Source organism: Pseudomonas sp. 7-41 (genome assembly GCF_021233075.1).
GTDB classification, from domain to species: domain Bacteria; phylum Pseudomonadota; class Gammaproteobacteria; order Pseudomonadales; family Pseudomonadaceae; genus Aquipseudomonas; species Aquipseudomonas veronii.
Genome location: NZ_CP089551.1, coordinates 1486013 through 1507371, shown reverse-complemented (window position 1 = coordinate 1507371; position 21359 = coordinate 1486013). Strand labels below are relative to the sequence as shown.

The following is a 21359-nucleotide window of genomic DNA, read 5'->3' as shown; positions in this document are numbered from 1 at the left end:
CTGTCAGCGGAGCGCTTCGGTCACAGCGTCAGAAACAGTTTTTCATCCAGCGGCGGGCCGATCCGCGCCCTGACGATCTGTTCCACCACGCGGTTATTGCCCGCCTCGGCCACCAGGTCTTTCTGGGTCTTGGTGCGCTGCGACGGGATCTTCAGGTGCGCCGCCGTGTAGAGATTGCGCGGCGAACCTTTGGCCGGGTAGTGGAAATGGGCATACCACAAGACGTCGACCTTGCCTTTTTCACGCACGGCGTACTCGGTGAAGACATCGCCGCTTTTGGTCGCGATGTCTCGCTGGACCAGGTTGATGTCGACGAACCCGTGCTTCCACAGGTAGTCGATGTTTTCCGGTTTGGGGGGTAGGAGCTTGTAGCCATCGGCGCAATGTTGGCGGGCCTTGGCAAGCAGTTCGTCCGCCGCCGTGCGCCACTGTTTGACCCATTGTTCGGTTTCGGGATTGCTGCCGTGACGGGTTTCGGCCAGCAAGGCGGTCGCCTGAAGCCGCTCGGCCTGGGCTTGCAGCATGTCGTTCCAGTCCAGCGGGTTGATGCCCTCCCGGCGTTGCGGGTCGTTGAGTTTGCGTTTCTGGAACGCGATCGTGCGTTCAATGCCGGCGCTTTCTTCGAGCAGTTTCCTGGCGTCGGACTTGAGCGTTGACAGCGACTTTGGCGATGACGCGGGCCGTGCGGGTTGCGCGGGAACGATCTTCACCCACTCGCCCTCGCTCGCGTGTTCGCTGTAACTGGCGACCGACCGGCCGGATTGCGGGTCCAGCACATCGATGATCACGCCGGAGCCTGCCGCCTGGGGGCGCGCGGTGCCGATCAGGGTTTCCTTGTCGCGGGTCTTGAACGTGCGCTGGCCCGCCGGTTTTTGCCGTTGATCGATACGCACGACAGCGGCAGGCACCAGCGCTTGTTCCTCGCGCATCACTTCGGCCAGGTCGGTTTGGGCATCGTTGATCACATCGCGCAGGCGTTCGGCAAACAGCTGCTGATACTCGGCTCGCTGAAGGCCGGGATTCGTGTCCTGTATCGCCAGGCTGTCGCTGAGCACGCGCTGGTAGGTGCCGATGACGGTTTCCAGCGTCGCCTTGCGTTCGCTCAAGCTGTAACCGGTGTACTGCCGCAGGTCCAGGTGAGCGTTGTAGACGGGGATCAGGTTGGTTGAACTCAAGCGCTGCAGGTAAAACGACTCCACTGGGTCGCTCGTTCGCGCATAGCGATCGAGGCTCAGTTCTTTGAGGTTGGTCAGGCTGGTCAGCTTCATGCGCAGGGCCGTAATCGCAGGTGGCTGTCGCTCTTGCTGCTTGAGGAAGTGCGCGGCCTTGGTTTTGCCGAACGACGAATCGTCCGTCCATTTCTCCAGCTCGGCGGCGGAGGCCAGGGCGGCTTCCCGCACGCTTTCCAAGTCGCGGTAAACCCTGGCGAAGTTGTCCATCAGCTCGATATACGTGCTTTTGGAGCCGGTCCTTGCCTCGCTCACCACCTCCGCCATCGAGCGTCCGCTGGGGACGTGTTGATTGCTGTCTTCGGCCAGCGTGGTGTAGAACTGTTCGATTTCACGGTAGTTGTCGAGCACCGTCTCATAGAGATTGGAGCGCGCCTGTTTTTCTTCGGAAAGATCATCCACTGCGCCGAGTTTTTTCGGCACCAGATGGTCAATGGCGGTCTGAGCCGCCGCACTGTGTACCTCAGTGCGTTGCTTGAGTTGCACGAGTTGCTGGTCGATGGTCTGCCTGAGGTTCTTCGTGAGTTCCAACTGCGCCAGGTAAGGTGCGATAAAGCGCTGTTGATGCTCCCCGGTGGTAGAGAGCCCCCACAGCGTGCGCAGTTTTTTACGGCCGTTGTAGTAGTCGGTAATGCTCGCAATCACTTGATTACGCGAGTCTGCCCTCGGTCCATCCAATACAAGTGCGGCCTCGACGGCCTGACTGAACGCTTCCCCTCGCGCCTGTTGTGCCTGCCTGTTTTGTTTGACCCGCTCGGCGACGCCGTTCTTGCGCGGCATGCCACCGCGCAGCCGGGGGCGACTGTCGAAACTCCAGCGCCCCTGTGCGTCACGCCTGATCGGCGGGCCGGTACGCGCGCGGTTGTTCGCGTCGATGATGAACACCCCGTCGAGGTCGTTGGCCACCCGGAACCACTGCTTGTCGATGTTGGCGTACAGCCCGCCCTGGCTCAGGTACAGGCCCTGTTTTGGCCCCTCGGCAATCGCCGCACCGACATCGACCGGCGCGGCTACCCGGAATGACTCGATCTGCGCGAGCTGGCCGGGGCTCAGGCGGCGCGGGCTGGAGAACGCAAAATCCAGCATGCTCGCATGACCGCCGATGGCGCCGGCAGAAGGCTCCACACTGCCTTGGCGGATGCTCGCTCGATGGGCGCCCGGCGTCTGGCCCGGGGCGCGGCGCAGCGGGCCATCGTTTGGCGCGATGGCTTTGAGAGCGTCGAGTGTCAGCGGCGGCTGCGCGGCGTCGGCGGGCGCGGAATGGGTCAAGACCATGCCCATATTGAGCAACAGGTCCACCACGCTGGCCGTGCTGTCGCCCTGGGCGGCGGGGTTGGACAGTGTGCGGATATCGTCCTCGCTGCCGGCCAACTGCAACAACCACCCCGCCATCGCCCCAGGCCCACGCAACACGGGTAACAGGGTGTTGAACAACAACCCGCCCAGCTCCTTGAAGGAAGCCCAGCGGCTCTGCGCGTCCGATACCGATTGCCCCTGGGCCAGGTTCACCAGGCTGTGAGTATTGCTCTGGTACAGGTGCTGCATCAGGCGCCCTTGCTCCAGGTCCTGGCGTAATGTGCTGGCGGCGTCATAGCCGTCCACGGCGAGTGTCGTCGGTGCCGGTTGGGCGGGCGCGTCGAACTCGTTGAAGACGCTGTAGCGGGCAATGTTGGGAATCTTGAAGCCGCCGTTGCCGTACACCGCGCGCGTCCTGTCGTCAGGCAACCAGGCCAGCACGCTTTGCTGCAAGGGGCCGGGCTGTTGCACCGCCTCCAGCAGCGCTTGACGCGTGGCAAATTCCTGCAATACCGGGGACAACATCGGCCGGTAGAGAAGGTGCGGGCCGACAGCCGCATTCGCTGGCTCGATGACGAACATGTTCTGGACTACATCGGGTGTCGCGCCGGGCTTGCGGATAAACGCCAGGGGCCGCATGACGATGTCTTGCCCGTCGACCTGTTTCGCTCCAGCGCCGGGCGTCAGCAGCGCCTCCACATACCGGTAACCGTGCGCGGTGATGCCCGCTTCGCCCTTGAGCTTGAGTTCCAGCGCCTGCATCGCTAGTTGGCGCGGGGCTTGTTGGGCGAACAAGGCGCTGCGCCGACGTGACTCATCGCTGTCACCCAGCAGGTGGGTTTGCAGCAACGCAGGATAGTGTTTGCCGATGTCCACCTGGCTGACGATGTCTTTCAAGCGCTGCGGCATTGCCGGGTCGCTGATCGGTTGACCGAAGTGGCGCACTTCGATTTCGCCCTTGGGCAGCCCGGCCAGATTGCGCAAGGCCATGTCGGTCAGGCTCATCGTGACGCGCTCGATGTAGCCGCTGCCCAACGTGCCGACCGGTACTTTGAAGGTGACGTCGAGGTGGTCCGCGAGCAGCCCGGTGTTCTGCAACTGCGCTTGCAGCTGTTGCTGGGTATAGGTGCGAATATCGGGGATGTCCGAAAAAAAGTTACGCCCCTGGTTGCGTTGGACATCGCTGGCCAGTTCGAGGGCGTGGCGATGGTAGGCAAGGCGATCGGCCGGGTCGGCGTTGCGCATCCACTGCGGCAGTTTTTCCTGCAGCCGTGCCAGCTCCGTGGAATCTGCGGCATAGGCGCCGACAAACCACGGGCTCGGATCACTGAGCACGCTGAAGCGCTGCTCCAGAACCTGGAGGCTGCCGGCTGGCGGGAGTTCGATGCTGTCTATCGCCTGCAACTGGTTATTCAGAATGATGCCCGCTTGCGCATCGAAGATATTCGCGTCCGGCTCCTGGCGTTTCCAGGTCAAGTGGTCGAAGACGAAGTCGTTTTCCAGCGTCTCGCCCCAGGCCTTGCCGAAGGCTTCCAGCGAGTCGTAAGGGGTGATCTGGCCGTTGGCCGCGGCATGCAGAACCTGGGTGCTGGCGCCGATCTGGCGGGTGATCAAAAGATCCGGGCTGAGCTGGGTGGAGGCACCGCCACCGTGGCGGACGCTGGTGTCGAGCACGAAGACCCGGGCCGCGTCGTCGCCGTTGGCACTCACGCGTTGCGCACGCTCGGGCCAGGTGACCACCTGATCAAGGGTGGCGCGTTGCGCATTGGTAAGGCCGGGCTGTTTCAGCGCCGCACTGCGCAGGTTGTCGCTGAGCATGCCGCTGAGCCACAACCAGCGGTTGTCCGCCCCGACAGCATTTTGTCCCCAGTAACGGGTCAAGGCTCGCGCAAACGCGTCTTTGAGGCTGGGCCGAAGGCTGCGGATCGCCAGTTCGATGGCCGACATGTCGATGTCTTCGCGCCGGTTGCCTGAAGCCTCGGGGACTCTGAGGGTGGTGCCGGTTCGTTGTTTGACCAGTTTCTGCGGCCATGAATGTTTGTCGGTGAAATCGATATCGGCCCCGCTGACCAGGTGGTTGAGCGCGACATCCAGCAGCGGGGTCAAGCGGAATTGAACCGGGTTTTCCGCGATCGGTTCTGCCACCGAGGTCCGCGCCACGTCGAATTCCAGCGTGGGATACAGGCTGTTGATCGCCTCGCCGAGCATGTCCCTGACAACCGAGCGCACGTCGGGCCGCGTCGCGAACTGGCTGCTGACGGCGTGGGCGGCGAGGTGGCTGGCGCGGGGCCGGGGTTGCACCTCGGCGATGGCGCCGGCACGGCTCAGGGAGGTGGACGCGGGTGCAGGGGGCGAAGGGGTTGGATTGGCCGGTGGTACAGCGGGGTACAGACGAGGGATGAAGGGCATTGCAGCGGCGCTAGCGGTCATGGGGCACATCCTTGGCGGGGCAATACGGTGTCGTCCCAACGACGCATGGAGCGCTCTTCGGGACGAATGTCGCGGCAAAAATACCCACTCATCCCTACGGTGAAACAAGAAATGCGTAATTGACTATGTCCACACACGCGGGGCCCGCCGGGGCTCCGGGCCAGCGCCGTTTCGCAATGTATGGCGGGATATGAACCTCATGCGCCGGCCGGCAGGTCGACAGCCCGCGCAACATGAGACAAACTCACCCTATTCGAATTGCTCATCAATATTGCTCATGGAGACCACGGTGCTGGAAATCCGCCACCTGAAAACCCTGCACGCCTTGCGCGAGGCCGACAGCCTGGTCGAAGCCGCCGAACGCCTGCACTTGACCCAATCCGCCCTGTCCCACCAGTTCAAAGAACTGGAGGAGCGGTTGGGCATGCCGTTGTTCGTGCGCAAGACTAAACCGGTGCGTTTCACCAGCGCCGGCCTGCGCCTGCTGCAACTGGCAGACGCCACCCTGCCCCTGCTGCGCGGCGCCGAGCGTGACATTGCGCGCCTGGCCGGTGGCACCGCCGGGCGCCTGCACATGGCTATCGAATGCCACAGCTGCTTCCAGTGGCTGATGCCGACCATCGACCAGTTCCGCGATGCCTGGCCCGAGGTCGAGCTGGACCTGGCGTCCGGTTTCGCCTTCGCCCCGCTGCCGGCACTGGCCCGTGGCGACCTAGATCTGGTGGTCACTTCCGACCCGCTGGAGCTGCCGGGCATCACGTATGTGCCGCTGTTCACCTACGAAGCCATGCTGGCCGTGGCCAACCAGCACCCCCTGGCGAACAAGTCGTACATCGTGCCGCAAGACCTGCTCAGCGAAACCCTGATCACCTACCCGGTGGAACGCGACCGCCTGGATATTTTCACCCGTTTCCTCGAACCCGCCGATGTCGAACCGGCCCAGGTACGCACCTCGGAGCTGACGGTGATGATGATGCAACTGGTCGCCAGCGGTCGTGGCGTTTGCGGCATGCCGCATTGGGCGCTGCATGAATACAGCTCGCGCGGTTACGTCAAGGCCAAGCGCCTGGGTGAGAAAGGCCTGTTTGCGACGCTGTATGCGGGGATTCGTGCAGACATGCTGGACGCGCCGTACATGCGCGACTTCCTGCTGACGGCCAAGGACACGTCGTTTTCCACACTGGATGGGGTCAGTGCCGTGCGTTGAGGGGCACGGCTCAGTCCTTGGAACCCGCCAATCAGGCGGTGGTGGTCAGCGATTTGCGATAAAACGGCAGGATCAGCTCACGCGTCAAGGGCGCCAGGTGCAGGCCGCCGTCTCCGGCCGGGTCGATCCAGCGCACTTCTTCGATCTCGGCGGCCGGGGTCACCGGCACGTCGATCCGTACCTGGAACAGTTCGGCTTGCACCGTAAAACCTGGCTCGTTGGCGGCCGGGGCCGAGAAACGGCCGAGGTAGACCGCCTGGCTCGGCTCGATGCGCAAGTTCAGCTCTTCGTGCAGCTCACGGGCCAGCGCTTCGACCGGTTGTTCGCCGGCATCGATCTTGCCGCCCGGTTGCATGAATGCCTGAGTGCCGCGCTTGCGCACCAGCAACGTCTGGCCGTCGCCGCCGATCAGGAGCGCGGCGGCGATACGGATAGTGGTTGGCATGGAGAAAATCACCTTGAATGCAAAGACACAATGATCCCATGAAGCGCCTCAGCTCAAAAGATGCGGCTCTTCCGGTTCGCGGATAAACACGCTGTACTTGGCGCCCTCCATGGCTTCAAACGCGATCAGCTTGTCCACCAGCGGCAAGTTGAGCACTTTGCCGGCATTGAGCAGCAACATGCCGTTATCGGCGTTGAGGTTGCGCGCCAGGATCATGCCGTCGGCCAGTTCGCGGGTGCTCAGCACTTTGACACTCGGGTCGCCCAGGGTCACGTCATTGAGGAATGTGGCACAGGCCAGGACGAAGTCTTCGACCATGTCCGGATCATAGAGCCGCCCCGCGTACTTGCGGATGTACAACAGCGCTTCATCGCTGTTCATCTGCCGTTCCAGGATCAGGCCCTTCTGCAGTTCGATGAAGTCCACCGCCAGTTTGAGCAAGCGCGCGCCTAAGGGAATCGTTTCACCCTTGAGGTGATCGGGAAACCCGGTGCCGTCCCACCGTTCCTGGTGGTGGCGGATCAGCCGTGCGGCGTCCTTCATCGGCTCGAGCGTCATCAGCAACGACTCACTCTGCGCCGGGTATGCGCGATAGCGTTCGCGGTCGTTGCTGTGCAGCAGTTCCGACGGGACGGCCATCATGCCGTCGCTCCAGCTCAATTTGCCGATGTTGTAGAGCGCGGCGGCCATGGTCAGGTCACGGGCGCTGGCTTCGTCCAGCGCCTGGGCTTTGCAGTACACGCGGATCAGCTCGATCAACTGGCGGTTGGTCTGCTTCTGCTTGGGCAGGCGCAGGTTGGCCAGCAGCGAAAACACTTCGGTGCCGGTCACATAGCTGCGCTTGAGCTCGTCGTAGGCCAGGTCGAGCATGTCGGCGGTTTGCTGCAGCTCGCTGGTGCGCGCTTCGACGCGCTTTTCCAGGGTGGCGTTGAGGGCCTTCAACTGCTCGTTCTGATCGCGGGTCAACTGCTCAAGACGCACGCGCTCGCGTTCGGAATGCTGGTGTTCGAGGGACTGGCGCAACGTCAGGAGCATTTCCTCGTCGTTCCAGGGTTTGCTGATATAGCGGTGGATCTGACCTTCGTTGATCGCCTTGATCATCATGGTCATGTCGGCATAGCCGGTCAGCAGGATGCGCGTGGTGGCCGGGTACAGGCGGTGGGTCTCGGCCAGCAGCATCGCCCCGTCCATCGCGGGCATGCGCGCGTCGGTCATGAGCAGGTCGACGGGCTCGGCGGCCATGATTTCCAGGGCCTGGGCACCACTGCTGGCCAGCAGCACATCATAAGGCTGGCCCCGCAGCAGGCGGCGCAGGCTGTTGAGGATCGATTCTTCATCGTCGACCAGCAAAATAGTAGGTCTGTAAGGGGACGTCGTAGCAGTTTGTTCATCCATGGCGACACCTCCTGGCGATGGTACTCGGTTGCTTCATTGCGCCCCGGCGTGATCGATCGCTGTACTTGCATAAGCAATGAGCGCTAGATGCAGGCTGGGGTAACTGAGGGTGATTTGACGCCAACTGGCGTACTTATTCAAGGGACCCGGCTATGCTAGTAGCATGAAGCCATGACTGTTCCCTGTTTATTGAAGCATTCAAGGTAAGGAAGCCCGATGCGTAAGAATCTTCAGTTGCCTGCGTCCCGGTGTCAGCCATGAATCCGTGCTCAGGAAGGGCCAATCGACGGGTGCTGATCGTCGATGACGCGGCCTCCATCCACGAGGATTTCCGCAAGATCCTGTGCGCCGATACCACAGGCGGCCAGTCCCTGGACAGCATCGAAGAAACCCTGTTCGGCACCGCCCCCACCGTGCGCCAGACTTTCGTGCTGGACTCTGCCTATCAGGGCCAGGAAGCCCTCGCCCTGGTCAACCAGGCCCTGGCCGACAACGCGCCCTACGCCCTGGTGTTCATCGATATGCGTATGCCGCCGGGCTGGGACGGCCTGGAAACCATCGAACAACTGTGGAACGTCGACCCGAACCTGCAGATCGCCCTGTGTACGGCCTACTCGGACTATTCCTTCGAAGCCATCGAAGCGCGCATCCAATACAGCGACCAGTTGCTGATCCTGAAAAAGCCGTTCGACAACCTGGAAATCCGCCAGATGGCCAGCGCGCTGACCTGGAAATGGCAGCTGGCCCAGGATGCCGCGCTCAAACTGATGGGGTTGGAGCGCACGGTCGAAGAACGCGTGCAGGAACTGCTGAAGGTCTCACACCTGCTGCAATACGATGCCCTGACCGAACTGCCCAACAGCACCCTGCTGGGCGACCGGCTGACGCAGGCCATTGCCGTCTGCAGGCGCCATGACACCCAGTTGGCCGTGATGTTTATCGGCCTGGACCGCTTCAAGCGCATCAACAATGCCCTGGGCTACCCGGTCGGCGATGAAATGCTCAAGCAGGTCAGCCAAAGCCTGGTGGCCACGGTGCGCGCGTCGGATTCGGTGTTTCGCTACGGCTCCGACCAGTTCGTGCTGATCCTCAACGACATCAAGCATCCCCAGCAAACCCAGTACATTGCCGAAAAACTGCTCGGCGCCATCAGCACGACACACTATGTGGCTGGGCATGACTTGAGTGTCACCGCAAGCCTGGGCATCAGCATTTACCCCAACGACAGTTTCAGCGCGGTGGAGCTGATCAAGAACGCCGAAACCGCCATGCACACCAGCAAAGCCCATGGCCCCAACGACTTCAGTTTCTTCGTCAACGAGATGAACCTGCGCGCCCAGGCCCAGCAGAGCCTGGAAAGCGCGATCCGGCAGGGCTTGCAGCGCGATGAGTTCATTTTGCACTACCAACCGAAACTGGATTTGAGCAGCGGGCGGATCGTCGGCGCCGAAGCCCTGATTCGCTGGCACCAGCCCGATCACGGCTGGATCTACCCGTCAGCCTTCATTCCCGTGGCCGAAGACAGCGGCCTGATCGTGCCCTTGAGCCAATGGGTGTTGCGCCAAGCTTGCGAGCAAGCACAAGCCTGGCGCGCCGCCGGCCTGCCTGCACTGTGTATCTCGGTGAATATTTCGGCGATTGATTTTCGCCAGCGCAATTTTGTCGCCAACCTGGCGGCCATTCTGCAACGCACCGGCCTGACGCCCAGTTTGCTTGAACTGGAAATCACCGAGAGCGTACTGATGCAAAACGTCGAAGACACGCTCGTCACCCTGCAAGACATCAAAGCCTTGGGCGTGCGGCTGTCGATCGACGATTTCGGCACCGGCTATTCCAGCCTCAGTTACTTGCGCCGGTTTCCCATCGATGTGTTGAAGATCGATCAATCCTTCGTGCGCGGCCTGGGCGAAAACAGCCAGGACGCACAACTGATCAGTGCCATCATCAGCCTGGGCAAGAGCCTGGACTTGGACATCATTGCTGAAGGCGTCGAAACGCTTGAGCAATTGGCGTTCCTCAGAGCCCACCGTTGTGAGGAGGGCCAGGGTTTCCTGTTCAGCAAAGCCGTGGCGGCCGCTGAATTCGCCCAATTGATGCAAGCCGGGCAACGCAGCCTGATGCCCCCCCAGTGACTGTCTATTCAAGGAACGAACGCTTGATCCGTCCCCTCACCCGCTCTCCTCGCCCGTCACCCTGGGCACTCGGCCTTGCCGTCGCCCTCGGGGTTGGCGCCGCCCTGCCCGCGGCGGCCGCGCCACTGGATGAGCCGCTCAAACCACTGCCGCCGGTGCCGCTGCTGGATGTGGCAACAGTTGAGCTGGGCCGCCAGTTGTTCAACGAGAAACGCCTGTCGGTCAATGACAGCCTGTCCTGTGCCAGTTGCCACCAGCTGGCAACGGGCGGGGGCGATGACAAGCCGTTTTCCTTGGGCTTTGATGGCAAGCCGGTCAAACTCAACACACCCACGGTGTTCAACGCCAGCCTGAATTTCAAGCAGTTCTGGGACGGTCGGGTGGATACCCTCGAGGCCCAGATCGAACAAGTGGTCATCAGCCCGGTGGAAATGGGCAGCGACTGGAAAACCGTGGTCGACAACCTCACCGCCATGCCGCAGTACCAGGCCGCCTTCAGTCAGGTGTACCCCGACGGCGTGACGGCGGCCAACGTGCAAAATGCCCTGGCGACGTATGAACGCACACTGCTCACGCCCAACTCCCGCTTCGACCAATACCTGCTGGGCAATACCGATATCCTCACGATCGAAGAAAAATACGGCTACCAACGCTTCAAGGAATATGGCTGCATCGCCTGCCATCAAGGCATGAATATCGGCGGCAACATGTTCCAGAAGTTCGGCGTGATGGATGATTATTTCAAGGGCCGCACGCCCGCCGAGACCGACCTGGGCCGCTATCTGGTGACCCACGACGAAGAAGACCGTAACGTGTTCAAGGTGCCCAGCCTGCGCAATGTCGCCGTCACCGCGCCGTATTTTCACAACGCCTCGGCCAAGACCCTCGAAGAAGCCGTGGATGTGATGTTCAGATTCCAACTGGGGCGCGTGCCCTCGGCGGAAGACAAGGACCAGATCATCAAGTTTCTCAAGACCCTGACCGGCCAATGGGCGGGCAAACCTTTATGAGCAGACGGTCATGAGACTCTCCCGCCACTACGTCATCCAACTACTACTGGGCACCGCGACCCTGCTGCTGGCATCGATACTGGTGTTCCTGTACATCAAATCAAGTACTGACCAGACCAGCCGTTACACCGAATCCCGCGACCTGATCCGCCAGATGCAGCAGCTCAACGCCCAGTGGGACAGTGAGGTGCTCAAGGCCAGAATCGCCCTGACCCACAATTACGACCCCCTGGTGACGCCGCTGACGCAGATCACAAGAATCTGGGAGGAACTGCGCCAGCACGAGTCGTATCACGCGCCCAAAGACCTGCCCGGCTGGCAAGCCAGCCTGGATGCCGGTCAGGCGGCGATCCAGGACAAAGCGCGGCTGGTCGACCAGTTCAAGTCCCATAACGCCGTGCTGCGCAACTCCCTGGCGTTCCTGCCGACCGCTGAAAACGATATCCAGGCCGCGTTCACACGGCTCGACGACGAACAGCGGCTGCCGCTGCAAAGCGTGGCCACCGACACCTATGACCTGCTGCTCAGCAGCATGGAATTCGCCCAGGTTGCCAGCGACGACCGCGCGGCCGAGATTCTGTTGGGCCTGAACCTGCTGGCGGTGAACAAAGAACGCTTGCCGGCCGACTTCCACCTGCCGGTGGAGATTCTCAGCAACCACGTCGCCCTGATCCTGCGCGAACAGCCGCTGGTCAACACCTTGTTGGAACGCATCGCCGCGGTTCCCGTGGCCGAACGCCTGGACGAACTGACCACCCACCTCAACCAGGATCAGCAGGCCGCCGACCTGATCGACCAGAAGTATCACAACTACTTGCTGGTGTTCTCCACCCTGCTGGTGGCATTGCTGCTGTACCTGGCCATCAGGCTGTTGCGCAGTTTCACCGTGATCAACCGCGTCAACCGCGCCCTGCACACCGCCAATGCCAGCCTGGAACAGCGCGTGGAAAAACGCACGCGCCAGCTCAGGGATGCGCAAAGCGAACTGCTCGACAGCGCCCGCCAGGCCGGCATGGCGGAAATCGCAACCAATGTGCTGCACAACGTGGGCAACGTACTCAACAGCGTGAACATCTCCGCCGACCTGGTCGCGCGTAAGCTGCGCACCAGCAAAGCACTGGGGTTGGGCAAGGCCATGCAGTTGATCAACGAACACCCCGATGACCTGGGCACTTACCTGCGCGAAGACGAAAAAGGCAAACTGCTGCCGGGCTACCTCAACCAATTGGTGGAAGCCATTGCCGTCGAGCAACAGGGCCTGACCGACGAGCTGGCGCAATTGAGCAAAAGCGTCGACCACATCAAGGACATCGTCTCCACCCAGCAATCCTACGCCGGCGTTTCCAGCGTGCTGGAGCCCTTGCAGGTCAGCGCCCTGATGGACGACGCGCTGCGCATGAATTCCGGCGCGCTGAATCGCCATCATGTGACAGTGGTCAAGGAATACGCCGACGTACCGCAGATCATGGCCGACAAACACCGGCTGCTGCTGATCATGGTCAACCTGATCAGCAACGCCAAGTACGCCATGTCCAACCTGACCGACCGGCCTCGGCAGATTACGTTGTCGATCCAGACGGTAGAGGACAACATCCTGCAAATCAGCGTCAAAGACGAAGGTGAAGGCATCCCCGCCGAAAACATGACGCGGATCTTCACCCACGGCTTCACCACTCGCAAGGAAGGTCATGGCTTCGGTCTGCACAGCTGCGCCCTGGCGGCGATTGAAATGAATGGCCGGCTTACCGCCTATAGCGATGGTCCGGGCAAAGGCGCGCTGTTCACCTTGCAAATCCCCCTCAACGATGCTGCAGGCCCCGCATGAACCAACCACCGAACCGGCGCATTCTGCTGATCGACGACACGCCCTCGATTCACGAAGATTTCCGCAAGATCCTCAAGCCGCCCCTGGAACAGAACCAGGCCCTGGACGCGATGGAAGCCGCGCTGTTCGGCACCAGCGACAAACAGCCGCAAAGCCCGCTGTTCGAGCTGGACTCCGCCTACGGTGGGCAGGAAGGTTTACAACTGCTCGAGGCGGCCATGGCGGCGCAACTGCCCTACGCCCTGGCCTTCGTCGACATGCGTATGCCCCAGGGCTGGGACGGCGCGCAAACCATCGAAGAACTGTGGAAGGTCGACCCGAACCTGCAGGTGGTGGTGTGTACGGCGTACTCGGATTATTCCTGGGAAGAGCTGCTGTTTCGCCTGCGTGCCCATGACCGGCTGCTGATCCTGAAAAAGCCGTTCGACAATATCGAAGTCCAGCAAATGGCCAACACCCTGACCGCCAAATGGGACATGGCCCGCCGCGCGTCCTTGCAAACCAGCCACCTGGAGCTGTTGGTGGAACAGCGTACCCAAGCGCTGACCCAGGCCAGCCAGGCCCTGCAACAGGAGATCGACGAACGCAAACAGCTCGAAAGCCAGTTGGTGCAATCGGAAAAACTGGCGTCCCTGGGGCAACTGGCCGCGGGCGTGGCGCACGAGATCAACAACCCGGTAGGGTTCATTTCCTCCAACCTCGGCACCCTCGAAGGCTATTTCAAACAGCTGCAGCAGATGCTCGATGCCTACCGCCAGGCCGAAGCCGCGATCGGCGATGATCAGCTCCAAGCCCTGCGCCAACGCCTGGACCTGGACTTTCTCAGGGAAGATATTCCGACGCTGATTCACGAATCCAAGGAAGGCATTGGCCGTGTGGCGCAGATCGTCAAGGACTTGAAAGACTTTTCCCGAGTGGACACCGACCAGACCTGGCAGTGGGCCAACCTGCAACAAGGCATCGATTCGACCCTGAACATCGTCGCCAGCGAGCTCAAGTACAAAGCCGACGTCATCAAGCACTATGCGCCCTTGCCGGAAATCGAATGCCTGGCCTCGCAGCTCAACCAAGTGGTGATGAACCTGGTGATCAACGCAGCGCAAGCCATCGGGCCGGAGCGCGGCACCATAACCATCAGCAACGGCGTGGACGGCGAGAACATCTGGCTGGAAATCGCGGACAACGGCTGCGGGATTGCCCCGGACGCCCAGCTGAAAATCTTCGATCCGTTCTTCACCACCAAGCCGGTGGGCGAAGGAACGGGGTTGGGGCTGTCACTCTCCTACGGCATCGTCAAGAAACACCATGGCGAAATCTCCGTCAGCAGCGAACTGGGCAAAGGCACCACGTTCCGGGTAGTGCTGCCCATTCGCCAAACAGCGGTGTAGGCCCGTTCGAAAAAGCATCACGCAACGGTTGGATCAACGCCCGAACTTTCCATCGAGTTCGAATAGGACCCGATACGAGCTCATGCGCAATGCGCAACTCTCTCGACTTCTTTGTAAATCTGGGCGCCTTTGGCAATTTCCGCAGTGCGCAGATCATAGGCGGTCTGCAGGTTCAGCCAGAACTGTGCAGATGTCTCCAACGCGACTGCCAGGCGTAATGCAACGTCCGCACTGATGCTCCGACGCATCAATACAATGTCATTCACCGTAGGGGCGGAAACATGCAGCGCCCTTGCGAGAGCGGCTGCGGTCAGGCCCAGCGGTTCCAGGTACTCTTCCTTGAGTATTTCCCCAGGATGTACAGGTCGCATGCCATTCTTAAACATCATTCACCTCAGTGGTAATCCACAATTTCAACATTTTCAGGGCCGTGAGGCCCCCAAATGAAACAGACCCGGAATTGACCATTGATTCGGATACTGTGTTGCCCCTCTCTGTCACCGTATAACGGTTCCAGCCTATTCCCGGGCGGTGAGCGCAAGTCAGCGAGTTCAACCGCCGCATCCAGCATGCTCAGCTGTCGTTCCACCACGGAAACGACAGCAGAGCAACGTCGGGTTCGACCGGTTTCAAACAGTTTTGGGGTTTCGGCGCATTTAAAGCTTCTGATCATCGCTTAATGCTTAACGTTATTCGTTAATGACCAGTTCTACATGGGTTGTCGATATATTCAACCGACAGTTGAATAGGCGCTGAGGGAGGGCGACGAGCGGTCAGTGCCGCCGTCAAAAAAAGCCGCTCCGGACACTGGAACGGCCTTAGAGGTAAGGCCGGAACGCCTCACGCCAACTGTCTATATCGGGCCAGTCCGCCGTGTCTATGCGACCCAAGCGAATGCACCTACAGGTTGTTCAGGGTTTCCTTACTGGCGCAGAATGCCGCACCGACCAGAAGAGTCCGATCCCAAGGTAACCGTATGAGCCTGTCCTTGCTAAGCCGCTACGCGGTGTTTGCCGTATGCGTGATGTTTACCCTCGCCAGCCTGCCCTTTGTCGAACATGAATGGTTATGGCCCATTACCCTGGTCACCGGCGTCCTCAGCCTGCTCGGCCTCTTCGACCTGCTGCAAAGCCGCCACGCGATACGCCGCAACTACCCGATCCTGGGCAATATCCGTTACCTGGTCGAGGGCATTCGCCCGGAGATCCGCCAGTACCTGCTGGAGTCCGACAGCGACGCCCTGCCCTTTTCCCGGGCGCAACGCTCATTGGTCTACTCGCGCGCCAAGAACGAAACCGCCGACAAACCCTTCGGTACCTTGATCGACGTGTACCAGTCGGGCTTCGAGTTCATCAGCCACTCCATGCGCCCCGCGCCGTTGACTGACCCGAGCTCGTTTCGCGTGATGGTCGGCGGCCCGCAATGCAAGCGGCCGTACTCGGCCTCGGTATTCAATATCTCGGCCATGAGCTTCGGCTCTCTGAGCGCCAACGCGATCCGCGCGCTCAACCAGGGCGCCAAGCTGGGTAACTTCGCCCACGACACCGGCGAAGGCAGCATCAGCCCCTACCACCGCGAAAACGGCGGCGACCTGACCTGGGAACTGGGCAGCGGCTACTTCGGCTGCCGTACCCGCGACGGCCATTTCGACCCGGAACGCTTCGCGGTGCAGGCCCAGAACCCGCAAGTACGCATGATTGAAATCAAGATGAGCCAGGGCGCCAAGCCTGGCCATGGCGGGATTCTGCCCAAGCACAAAGTCACCCAGGAAATCGCCGAGACACGCGGCATCCTGATGGGCGAAGATTGCGTCTCGCCGTCGCGCCACAGCGCGTTTTCCACGCCTATCGAGTTGATGCACTTCATCGCCCAATTGCGTGAGTTGTCCGGCGGCAAGCCGGTGGGCTTCAAGTTCTGCCTCGGTCATCCGTGGGAGTTCATGGGTATCGCCAAGGCCATGCTCGAAACCGGCATCCTCCCCGACTTTATCGTGGTCGACGGCAAGGAGGGCGGCACTGGCGCCGCGCCCGTGGAGTTCACCGACCACATCGGCGTGCCGCTGCGCGACGGCCTGCTGTTCGTCCATAACACCCTGGTGGGCTTGAACCTGCGCGACAAGATCAAACTCGGCGCCAGCGGCAAGATCGTCAGCGCCTTCGACATCGCCAGCGTCCTGGCCATCGGCGCCGACTGGGCCAACTCGGCGCGCGGCTTCATGTTCGCCATCGGCTGCATCCAGTCGCAAAGCTGTCACACCAACAAATGCCCGACCGGCGTCGCCACCCAGGACCCACTGCGCCAACGCGCCCTGGTCGTGCCGGACAAGGCCCAGCGCGTGTTCAACTTCCACCGCAACACCCTCAAGGCCCTGGCCGAAATGCTCGCGGCAGCGGGCCTGGAACACCCGTCGCAACTGTCGGCCAAGCATCTGGTGCGACGCATGTCGGCGACCGAGATCAAGCTGTTCTCACAGCTGCATGTGTTCCTCAAGCCTGGGGAATTGCTGACCGGGGAAGTGAACGGCGAGTTTTATTCGCGCATGTGGCAGATGGCGCGGGCGGATAGTTTTGAGCCCAGTGAAGTAAAAGTGGCTTGAGCACAATCCTGCCTCCTCCCCATACGAACACCTACAGGAAAAAGACAGGGGCAGCCGCCGACATTACATCATCAGCGGCTTACTCGCATACCTCAACATCAGTTATCGGATTCGCTTCGCATATAACATAAAGTTCAAGAATCTGATCACCTTTACGCTCTTGATGTACAGAGCGCCAGTTACGGGGAAATCGAATGGCGGACCGCTGCGCCTGCTCAAAATTTGCGATCCACCATACGCGACGAGTTGGCGGGATAAGCCCTTCAAAGCTATCGACATAAGTGCTCTCTGGATATTTATCCATCGGCATAGAAAAACCTTTGCCATTGGGTCGGCCTGATCGCCCATCCGAAGTAGGCGGCGTATATAATAAAACCCTGCTTCTGCCTTTATCGTAATAAATTGCAGCGTAAAATATATAGGGGTCATATACAATTATTGCATCGCCCGGCCCACGCCCTTGCTCATACTCAAGCATCAGCTCATTCATTTTATCAACCTGAACCCTACTTGGATTATTCATTGTGGTTTCACCCCAATAAAAATTCATCAATCCAAAAATTTCAACACTTAAAAATACCATAGCCGAGACTACAAACAACACCGCATTTTTAATTTTATCAACGGCCACAGCCATAACAACAGCAAGCATTACTGCCGAAAAAAACAAATATCGCTCTACAAACAAAGGTTTTACCAAAGAGATGAGAAAACCCCCTAGCACAGGAACAAAAAAACACACAGCAATTAATACCTGAGAAGACCATTTGCTTTTGTCATTGAAAAGAACTGCCAAACCACTTATCCAACACACCACGGGCAACATCCAATAAACCACGCTCTGATAATCCTTAGCATCCTCTAATATAAGAAATCGCCATATTGCGGAAGGCAAGCTGTACCACGTTACCTCTGAAATCCACCCTATCGCCCAAGTGTTATGAGTCTGATTAATAAAGCTCGGTAACCAGGGGGCAAATAGCAGAGCGATCGCAATATTTGCCAACCACCAAGCCGGAGCTGATATATAGCTATTCACTCCAGGCTTGCGAAACTGCAGAAACACAATGTACAGCCAGTGTGAAAGCGCACAAAACACTGCAAAATAATGAGTATAAAACCCCGCCCCCATCAGTAACACATAGATCACCAAGTAGCCTGTTCTGGCAGAATCCCTGACCCAACACACCAGTGCGATTGTGGCAGCCGTTAGTAACAACCCCATCAGCGCATACATGCGTACATCCTGGCTATAGCGCACTGCAATAGGCAACAAGGCAAGAAATAACCCGGCTATCAAGGATGCCCGGCGCGTAGAGATCAGCCTGGCTAATACCATACCCAAAATTACATTCAGGACGCCTACGACTGCACTGAACCCCCTCATCCAGATTAAGCTATCGCTGCCCGCCCCCTGCATCACGGCCCGCAGTATAAAATAATAAAGAGGCGGGTGAACATCCACAGTGCTCAACACCCATATATCAGAGTACGAATACGTGACAAACAACAGACTAAATGCCTCATCAGACCAGATAGACGCACCCGTTAAGTTATAGAATCGGAGTGCTACAGCAAGCCCGACAATCATTAAAAAAAAAGGCAAATCACGCGTAAACCCAATTGAAGCCAACGTATTTTTTAGGTTCACTTACTCATCTCCGATTCATTATCCGGCCTTTGAAATTGACATTTACCTGAACTATTCAACACATCCTTCACCACATACCTCGGCCGATGCTTGGCCTCCATATAAATCCGCCCCACATACTCGCCCAATATCCCGATCCCGATCAGTTGCACCCCACCCAAAAACAAGATCGCCGTCATCAACGACGGATACCCCGGCACCGCATTGCCAAACAACACTTTGTCCACCACCAGATACCCGGCGTACACCAGCGCCAGCAGCGAAATACCGCCGCCGATATAGCTCCACAACCGCAGCGGCAAGGTGCTGAACGAGGTGACTCCATCCAGTGCCAGGTTCCACAGTTTCCAGGCGTTGAACTTGCTCTGGCCGACAGCACGGGGCGCGCGGTCGTACTCGACAATCGCGACGTTGAAGCCGGCCCAGGACAACACGCCTTTCATGAACAGTTGCTGCTCGGGCAAGGCCTTGATCACGTCCACCACCTTGCGGTCCATCAACCGGAAGTCGCCGACGTTTTCTTCAATGTGTGTGTAGGAAATACGATTGAGCAGGTGATAGAACAGCGACGCACTGCGGCGTTTGAGGTAGCCGTCGCTGGAGCGATCCCTGCGTTTGGCCAATACCACGTCGGCGCCTTTTTGCCATTCGGCCAACAGGTGCGGGATGACCTCGACCGGGTCTTGCAGGTCCACGTCCATCGGGATTACCGCATCTCCGGTGGCATATTCGAGCCCGGCGAACAGCGCGGCTTCTTTGCCGAAGTTACGCGAGAAGTTGATCAGCACCACGCCGCTATCGGCCAAGGCGATAGCCCGGGCATGCTCGGCGGTGCGGTCGGAACTGCCGTCGTTGATAAACACGATCTCAAGCGTCTGCTCGTGCAACGAGGCCTCTTGCCGCACGCTGCGGTAAAACACGCCCAGCGCCTGCTCCTCGTTATACACAGGCACCACCAGCGAGACCCTCATTGCCCACGCTCGCGAAACACCACCCACCGGGACAGCAAAAACCCGCACACCAGGCTGATCAGCGAAAACACCGCCACGGTGAGAATCCCCGGCACCTGCCAACGATCCGCCAGCCACCCCACGCCCAGGCTCACACCGCCCATGCAGGCCATGAACAGCGCGTAACGCGGCAGCGAAGGGGGCATGGCAAAGGTGTAGATCGCGTTGACATAAAACGAAAAGGACGCTGCCACGCAAAACGCGAGGACATTACTCACCGCCTGGCTGAGCTCCAATGCGGCCCGGAACACGAAAAACAGCTGCCAATGGATCAGCGTATTGGCGATGCCAATCACTGTGTAGCTGGAGAATCCCTTCCACAATCTGGTCATACCGTTGCCCCGTCAGGCCTTGCTCTAGCAAGCCACGGCGCCTGCGGTCCGTCTACTGTCAGAATTAACAGGTAGCCCCCCGCGCCATTGAGACATTCAGTAATACCCAGCCTTTGCAATCGCTTACAAATACCGCCAACCTGCGCCCGCTCGACGTGCGGCGTAAGACAACAGCCGCGCGCGCCAGTCATTACTAAACCTTTCGTACAAGAGCCCGCTGCCATGCTGAACGGACGCGACCCGCGCATCGATTTTTTTCGGGGCCTGGCGTTGATCTTCATTTTCTGGGATCACGTCCCCCACAACCCCCTCGGCCAGATCACCCTGCGCAACATCGGTTTCAGCGATGCGGCAGAGGTGTTTGTGTTCCTCGCCGGTTACGCCGCCGTTTTGGCCTACGGCAACGTCCTGCAACGCGACGGCTACTGGATCGCCTCGCTGAAAATCCTGCGGCGCGCCTGGGTGCTGTATGTGGTGCATATCTTTTTGCTGGCGATGCTGATGGGCATCGTGTTCTTCGCCAACAGCCATGTGGAAACCCGCGACCTGGTCGAAGAGATGGGCCTGACGCACTTCGTCACCCACCCGCAGCAGGCGCTCACCGATGAATTGCTGTTGCGCTTCAAGCCCAACCTGATGGACCCGCTGCCGCTGTACATCGTGCTGCTCGGCGGGCTGCCGCTGGTGCTGCCGTTGCTGCTGCGCCAGACCTGGGCGGTGGTGGCCGTGTCGCTGAGCGTGTACCTGCTGGCGCCGTGGATGGGCTGGAACCTGCGGGCGATTGCCGATGGCGTGTGGTACTTCAACCCCGTCACCTGGCAGTTGCTGTTTGTGCTCGGCGGCGCGGCGGCGATTCATGCCCGCCGGCCACGCCCGGCAGAGCGCCGCGCGCTACTGTGTCAGCCGCTGTTTGTGGCAGCGGCGGGCTACTCGCTGCTGGCCGCGATCATCACGCTGGCCTGGCGCTGGCCCGAGGTGCATGACGCGCTGATGCCCGCGTGGCTCAGCGAACGGCTGTACCCCATCAGCAAGACCGACCTGTCGCCGGTGCGCCTGGTGCACTTCCTGGCGCTGGCTTATGTCACCGCCAAGCTCTTGCCCCATGCCGGCTGGACCCGCCATTGGCTGGCGCAACAGAGTTGCCGCATGGGCCGCTATTCCCTGGAGGTGTTCTGTCTCGGCGTGCTGCTCGCACCGCTGGCGGACATGCTCAACGCCCTGGCCGGCGACGCGTTGGCCATGCAGCTATTCAGCGCGTTGGCAGGCGTGGTGTTGATGGGCGCTCTGGCGACCTGGCTGGAATTCAACAAACGCCTGGACAGCAGGTTGCAAGCGCGTCGCTCACTGCCCACGTCATCATTAAATAGATAGCCCCGGCCGTTTTCGCGACGGTGCTTCCATGCCCTTCCACTT

The 21359-nt window shown here is 60.0% G+C and carries 15 protein-coding genes; 7 read left to right on the top strand and 8 right to left on the bottom strand.

Translation table 11 applies throughout. The annotated features are described in order from the left end of the window. Positions 1 to 20 precede the first annotated feature (20 nt). Positions 21 to 4955, bottom strand: a complete 4935-nt coding sequence (locus LQ249_RS06625) for a dermonecrotic toxin domain-containing protein (RefSeq protein ID WP_232566278.1) — start codon at positions 4953 to 4955, stop codon at positions 21 to 23. A gap of 289 nt (positions 4956 to 5244) precedes the next feature. Here LQ249_RS06625 and metR point away from each other — a divergent pair, with 289 nt between their 5' ends. Next, positions 5245 to 6162 carry a transcriptional regulator MetR gene (gene metR / locus LQ249_RS06620; RefSeq protein ID WP_017844590.1) on the top strand — a complete coding sequence of 306 codons (918 nt, stop codon included), beginning with the start codon at positions 5245 to 5247 and terminating at the stop codon, positions 6160 to 6162. Positions 6163 to 6193: 31 nt separating this feature from the next. Here the strand turns inward: metR and LQ249_RS06615 are convergent, their stop codons facing one another. Beyond that, complete coding sequence (locus LQ249_RS06615) at positions 6194 to 6607, bottom strand: NUDIX hydrolase (protein ID WP_017844589.1); 414 nt, start codon at positions 6605 to 6607, stop codon at positions 6194 to 6196. Between the two features lie 48 nt (positions 6608 to 6655). Further along, positions 6656 to 8002, bottom strand: coding sequence for an HD domain-containing phosphohydrolase (locus LQ249_RS06610; RefSeq protein ID WP_079442941.1), 1347 nt, complete (start codon positions 8000 to 8002; stop codon positions 6656 to 6658). 257 nt (positions 8003 to 8259) lie between these two features. Here LQ249_RS06610 and LQ249_RS06605 point away from each other — a divergent pair, with 257 nt between their 5' ends. Genes LQ249_RS06605 through LQ249_RS06590 form a run of 4 tightly spaced genes read left to right on the top strand, consistent with a single transcriptional unit; the run spans position 8260 to position 14357 of the window. Beyond that, positions 8260 to 10134 (top strand): putative bifunctional diguanylate cyclase/phosphodiesterase, encoded by a 1875-nt coding sequence (locus LQ249_RS06605; RefSeq protein WP_046384558.1) that lies wholly within the window; start codon positions 8260 to 8262, stop codon positions 10132 to 10134. A gap of 23 nt (positions 10135 to 10157) precedes the next feature. Further along, complete coding sequence (locus LQ249_RS06600) at positions 10158 to 11144, top strand: cytochrome-c peroxidase (protein WP_108525880.1); 987 nt, start codon at positions 10158 to 10160, stop codon at positions 11142 to 11144. A 10-nt stretch (positions 11145 to 11154) separates the two neighbouring features. Further along, positions 11155 to 12969: a DAHL domain-containing protein gene (locus LQ249_RS06595; protein ID WP_046384560.1), complete on the top strand. Its 1815-nt coding sequence runs from the start codon at positions 11155 to 11157 to the stop codon at positions 12967 to 12969. Beyond that, positions 12966 to 14357: an ATP-binding protein gene (locus tag LQ249_RS06590; RefSeq protein WP_046384561.1), complete on the top strand. Its 1392-nt coding sequence runs from the start codon at positions 12966 to 12968 to the stop codon at positions 14355 to 14357. The genes LQ249_RS06595 and LQ249_RS06590 overlap by 4 nt, the downstream gene beginning before the upstream one ends. An 80-nt stretch (positions 14358 to 14437) precedes the next feature. Here the strand turns inward: LQ249_RS06590 and LQ249_RS06585 are convergent, their stop codons facing one another. Beyond that, a complete protein-coding gene (locus LQ249_RS06585) occupies positions 14438 to 14743 on the bottom strand; it encodes a HigA family addiction module antitoxin (RefSeq protein ID WP_017844583.1) in 306 nt (101 codons plus the stop codon). Positions 14744 to 14751: 8 nt separating this feature from the next. Further along, positions 14752 to 15030 carry a type II toxin-antitoxin system RelE/ParE family toxin gene (locus LQ249_RS06580; RefSeq protein ID WP_193039696.1) on the bottom strand — a complete coding sequence of 93 codons (279 nt, stop codon included), beginning with the start codon at positions 15028 to 15030 and terminating at the stop codon, positions 14752 to 14754. Between the two features lie 303 nt (positions 15031 to 15333). Between LQ249_RS06580 and LQ249_RS06575 the strand changes: the two genes are divergently transcribed. Next, the gene (locus LQ249_RS06575; protein WP_057004330.1) at positions 15334 to 16953 is read left to right on the top strand and encodes an FMN-binding glutamate synthase family protein; all 1620 of its coding nucleotides are present in this window, start codon (positions 15334 to 15336) and stop codon (positions 16951 to 16953) included. Positions 16954 to 17032: 79 nt separating this feature from the next. On the opposite strand, the gene LQ249_RS06570 is transcribed toward LQ249_RS06575, so the two are convergent. Genes LQ249_RS06570 through LQ249_RS06560 form a run of 3 tightly spaced genes read right to left on the bottom strand, consistent with a single transcriptional unit; the run spans position 17033 to position 19946 of the window. Further along, complete coding sequence (locus tag LQ249_RS06570; protein ID WP_232566277.1) at positions 17033 to 18604, bottom strand: glycosyltransferase family 39 protein; 1572 nt, start codon at positions 18602 to 18604, stop codon at positions 17033 to 17035. Further along, positions 18601 to 19575 carry a glycosyltransferase family 2 protein gene (locus LQ249_RS06565; RefSeq protein WP_046384564.1) on the bottom strand — a complete coding sequence of 325 codons (975 nt, stop codon included), beginning with the start codon at positions 19573 to 19575 and terminating at the stop codon, positions 18601 to 18603. The genes LQ249_RS06570 and LQ249_RS06565 overlap by 4 nt, the downstream gene beginning before the upstream one ends. Then, positions 19572 to 19946, bottom strand: a complete 375-nt coding sequence (locus tag LQ249_RS06560; protein ID WP_046384565.1) for a GtrA family protein — start codon at positions 19944 to 19946, stop codon at positions 19572 to 19574. Before LQ249_RS06560 ends, LQ249_RS06565 begins: the two co-directional genes overlap by 4 nt. 222 nt (positions 19947 to 20168) lie before the next feature. Between LQ249_RS06560 and LQ249_RS06555 the strand changes: the two genes are divergently transcribed. Continuing rightward, a complete protein-coding gene (locus LQ249_RS06555) occupies positions 20169 to 21317 on the top strand; it encodes an OpgC family protein (protein WP_126587616.1) in 1149 nt (382 codons plus the stop codon). Positions 21318 to 21359: the final 42 nt, after the last annotated feature.

Coding starts and splice junctions, on each gene's coding strand:
- LQ249_RS06605 (WP_046384558.1), top strand. CDS start 8,260: ATGAATCCGTGCTCAGGAAGGGCCAATCGACGGGTGCTGATCGTCGAT.
- LQ249_RS06575 (WP_057004330.1), top strand. CDS start 15,334: ATGAGCCTGTCCTTGCTAAGCCGCTACGCGGTGTTTGCCGTATGCGTG.
- LQ249_RS06625 (WP_232566278.1), bottom strand. CDS start 4,955: ATGACCGCTAGCGCCGCTGCAATGCCCTTCATCCCTCGTCTGTACCCC.
- LQ249_RS06590 (WP_046384561.1), top strand. CDS start 12,966: ATGAACCAACCACCGAACCGGCGCATTCTGCTGATCGACGACACGCCC.
- LQ249_RS06560 (WP_046384565.1), bottom strand. CDS start 19,946: ATGACCAGATTGTGGAAGGGATTCTCCAGCTACACAGTGATTGGCATC.
- LQ249_RS06595 (WP_046384560.1), top strand. CDS start 11,155: ATGAGACTCTCCCGCCACTACGTCATCCAACTACTACTGGGCACCGCG.
- LQ249_RS06585 (WP_017844583.1), bottom strand. CDS start 14,743: ATGTTTAAGAATGGCATGCGACCTGTACATCCTGGGGAAATACTCAAG.
- LQ249_RS06615 (WP_017844589.1), bottom strand. CDS start 6,607: ATGCCAACCACTATCCGTATCGCCGCCGCGCTCCTGATCGGCGGCGAC.
- LQ249_RS06610 (WP_079442941.1), bottom strand. CDS start 8,002: ATGGATGAACAAACTGCTACGACGTCCCCTTACAGACCTACTATTTTG.
- LQ249_RS06565 (WP_046384564.1), bottom strand. CDS start 19,575: ATGAGGGTCTCGCTGGTGGTGCCTGTGTATAACGAGGAGCAGGCGCTG.
- LQ249_RS06555 (WP_126587616.1), top strand. CDS start 20,169: ATGCTGAACGGACGCGACCCGCGCATCGATTTTTTTCGGGGCCTGGCG.
- LQ249_RS06580 (WP_193039696.1), bottom strand. CDS start 15,030: ATGATCAGAAGCTTTAAATGCGCCGAAACCCCAAAACTGTTTGAAACC.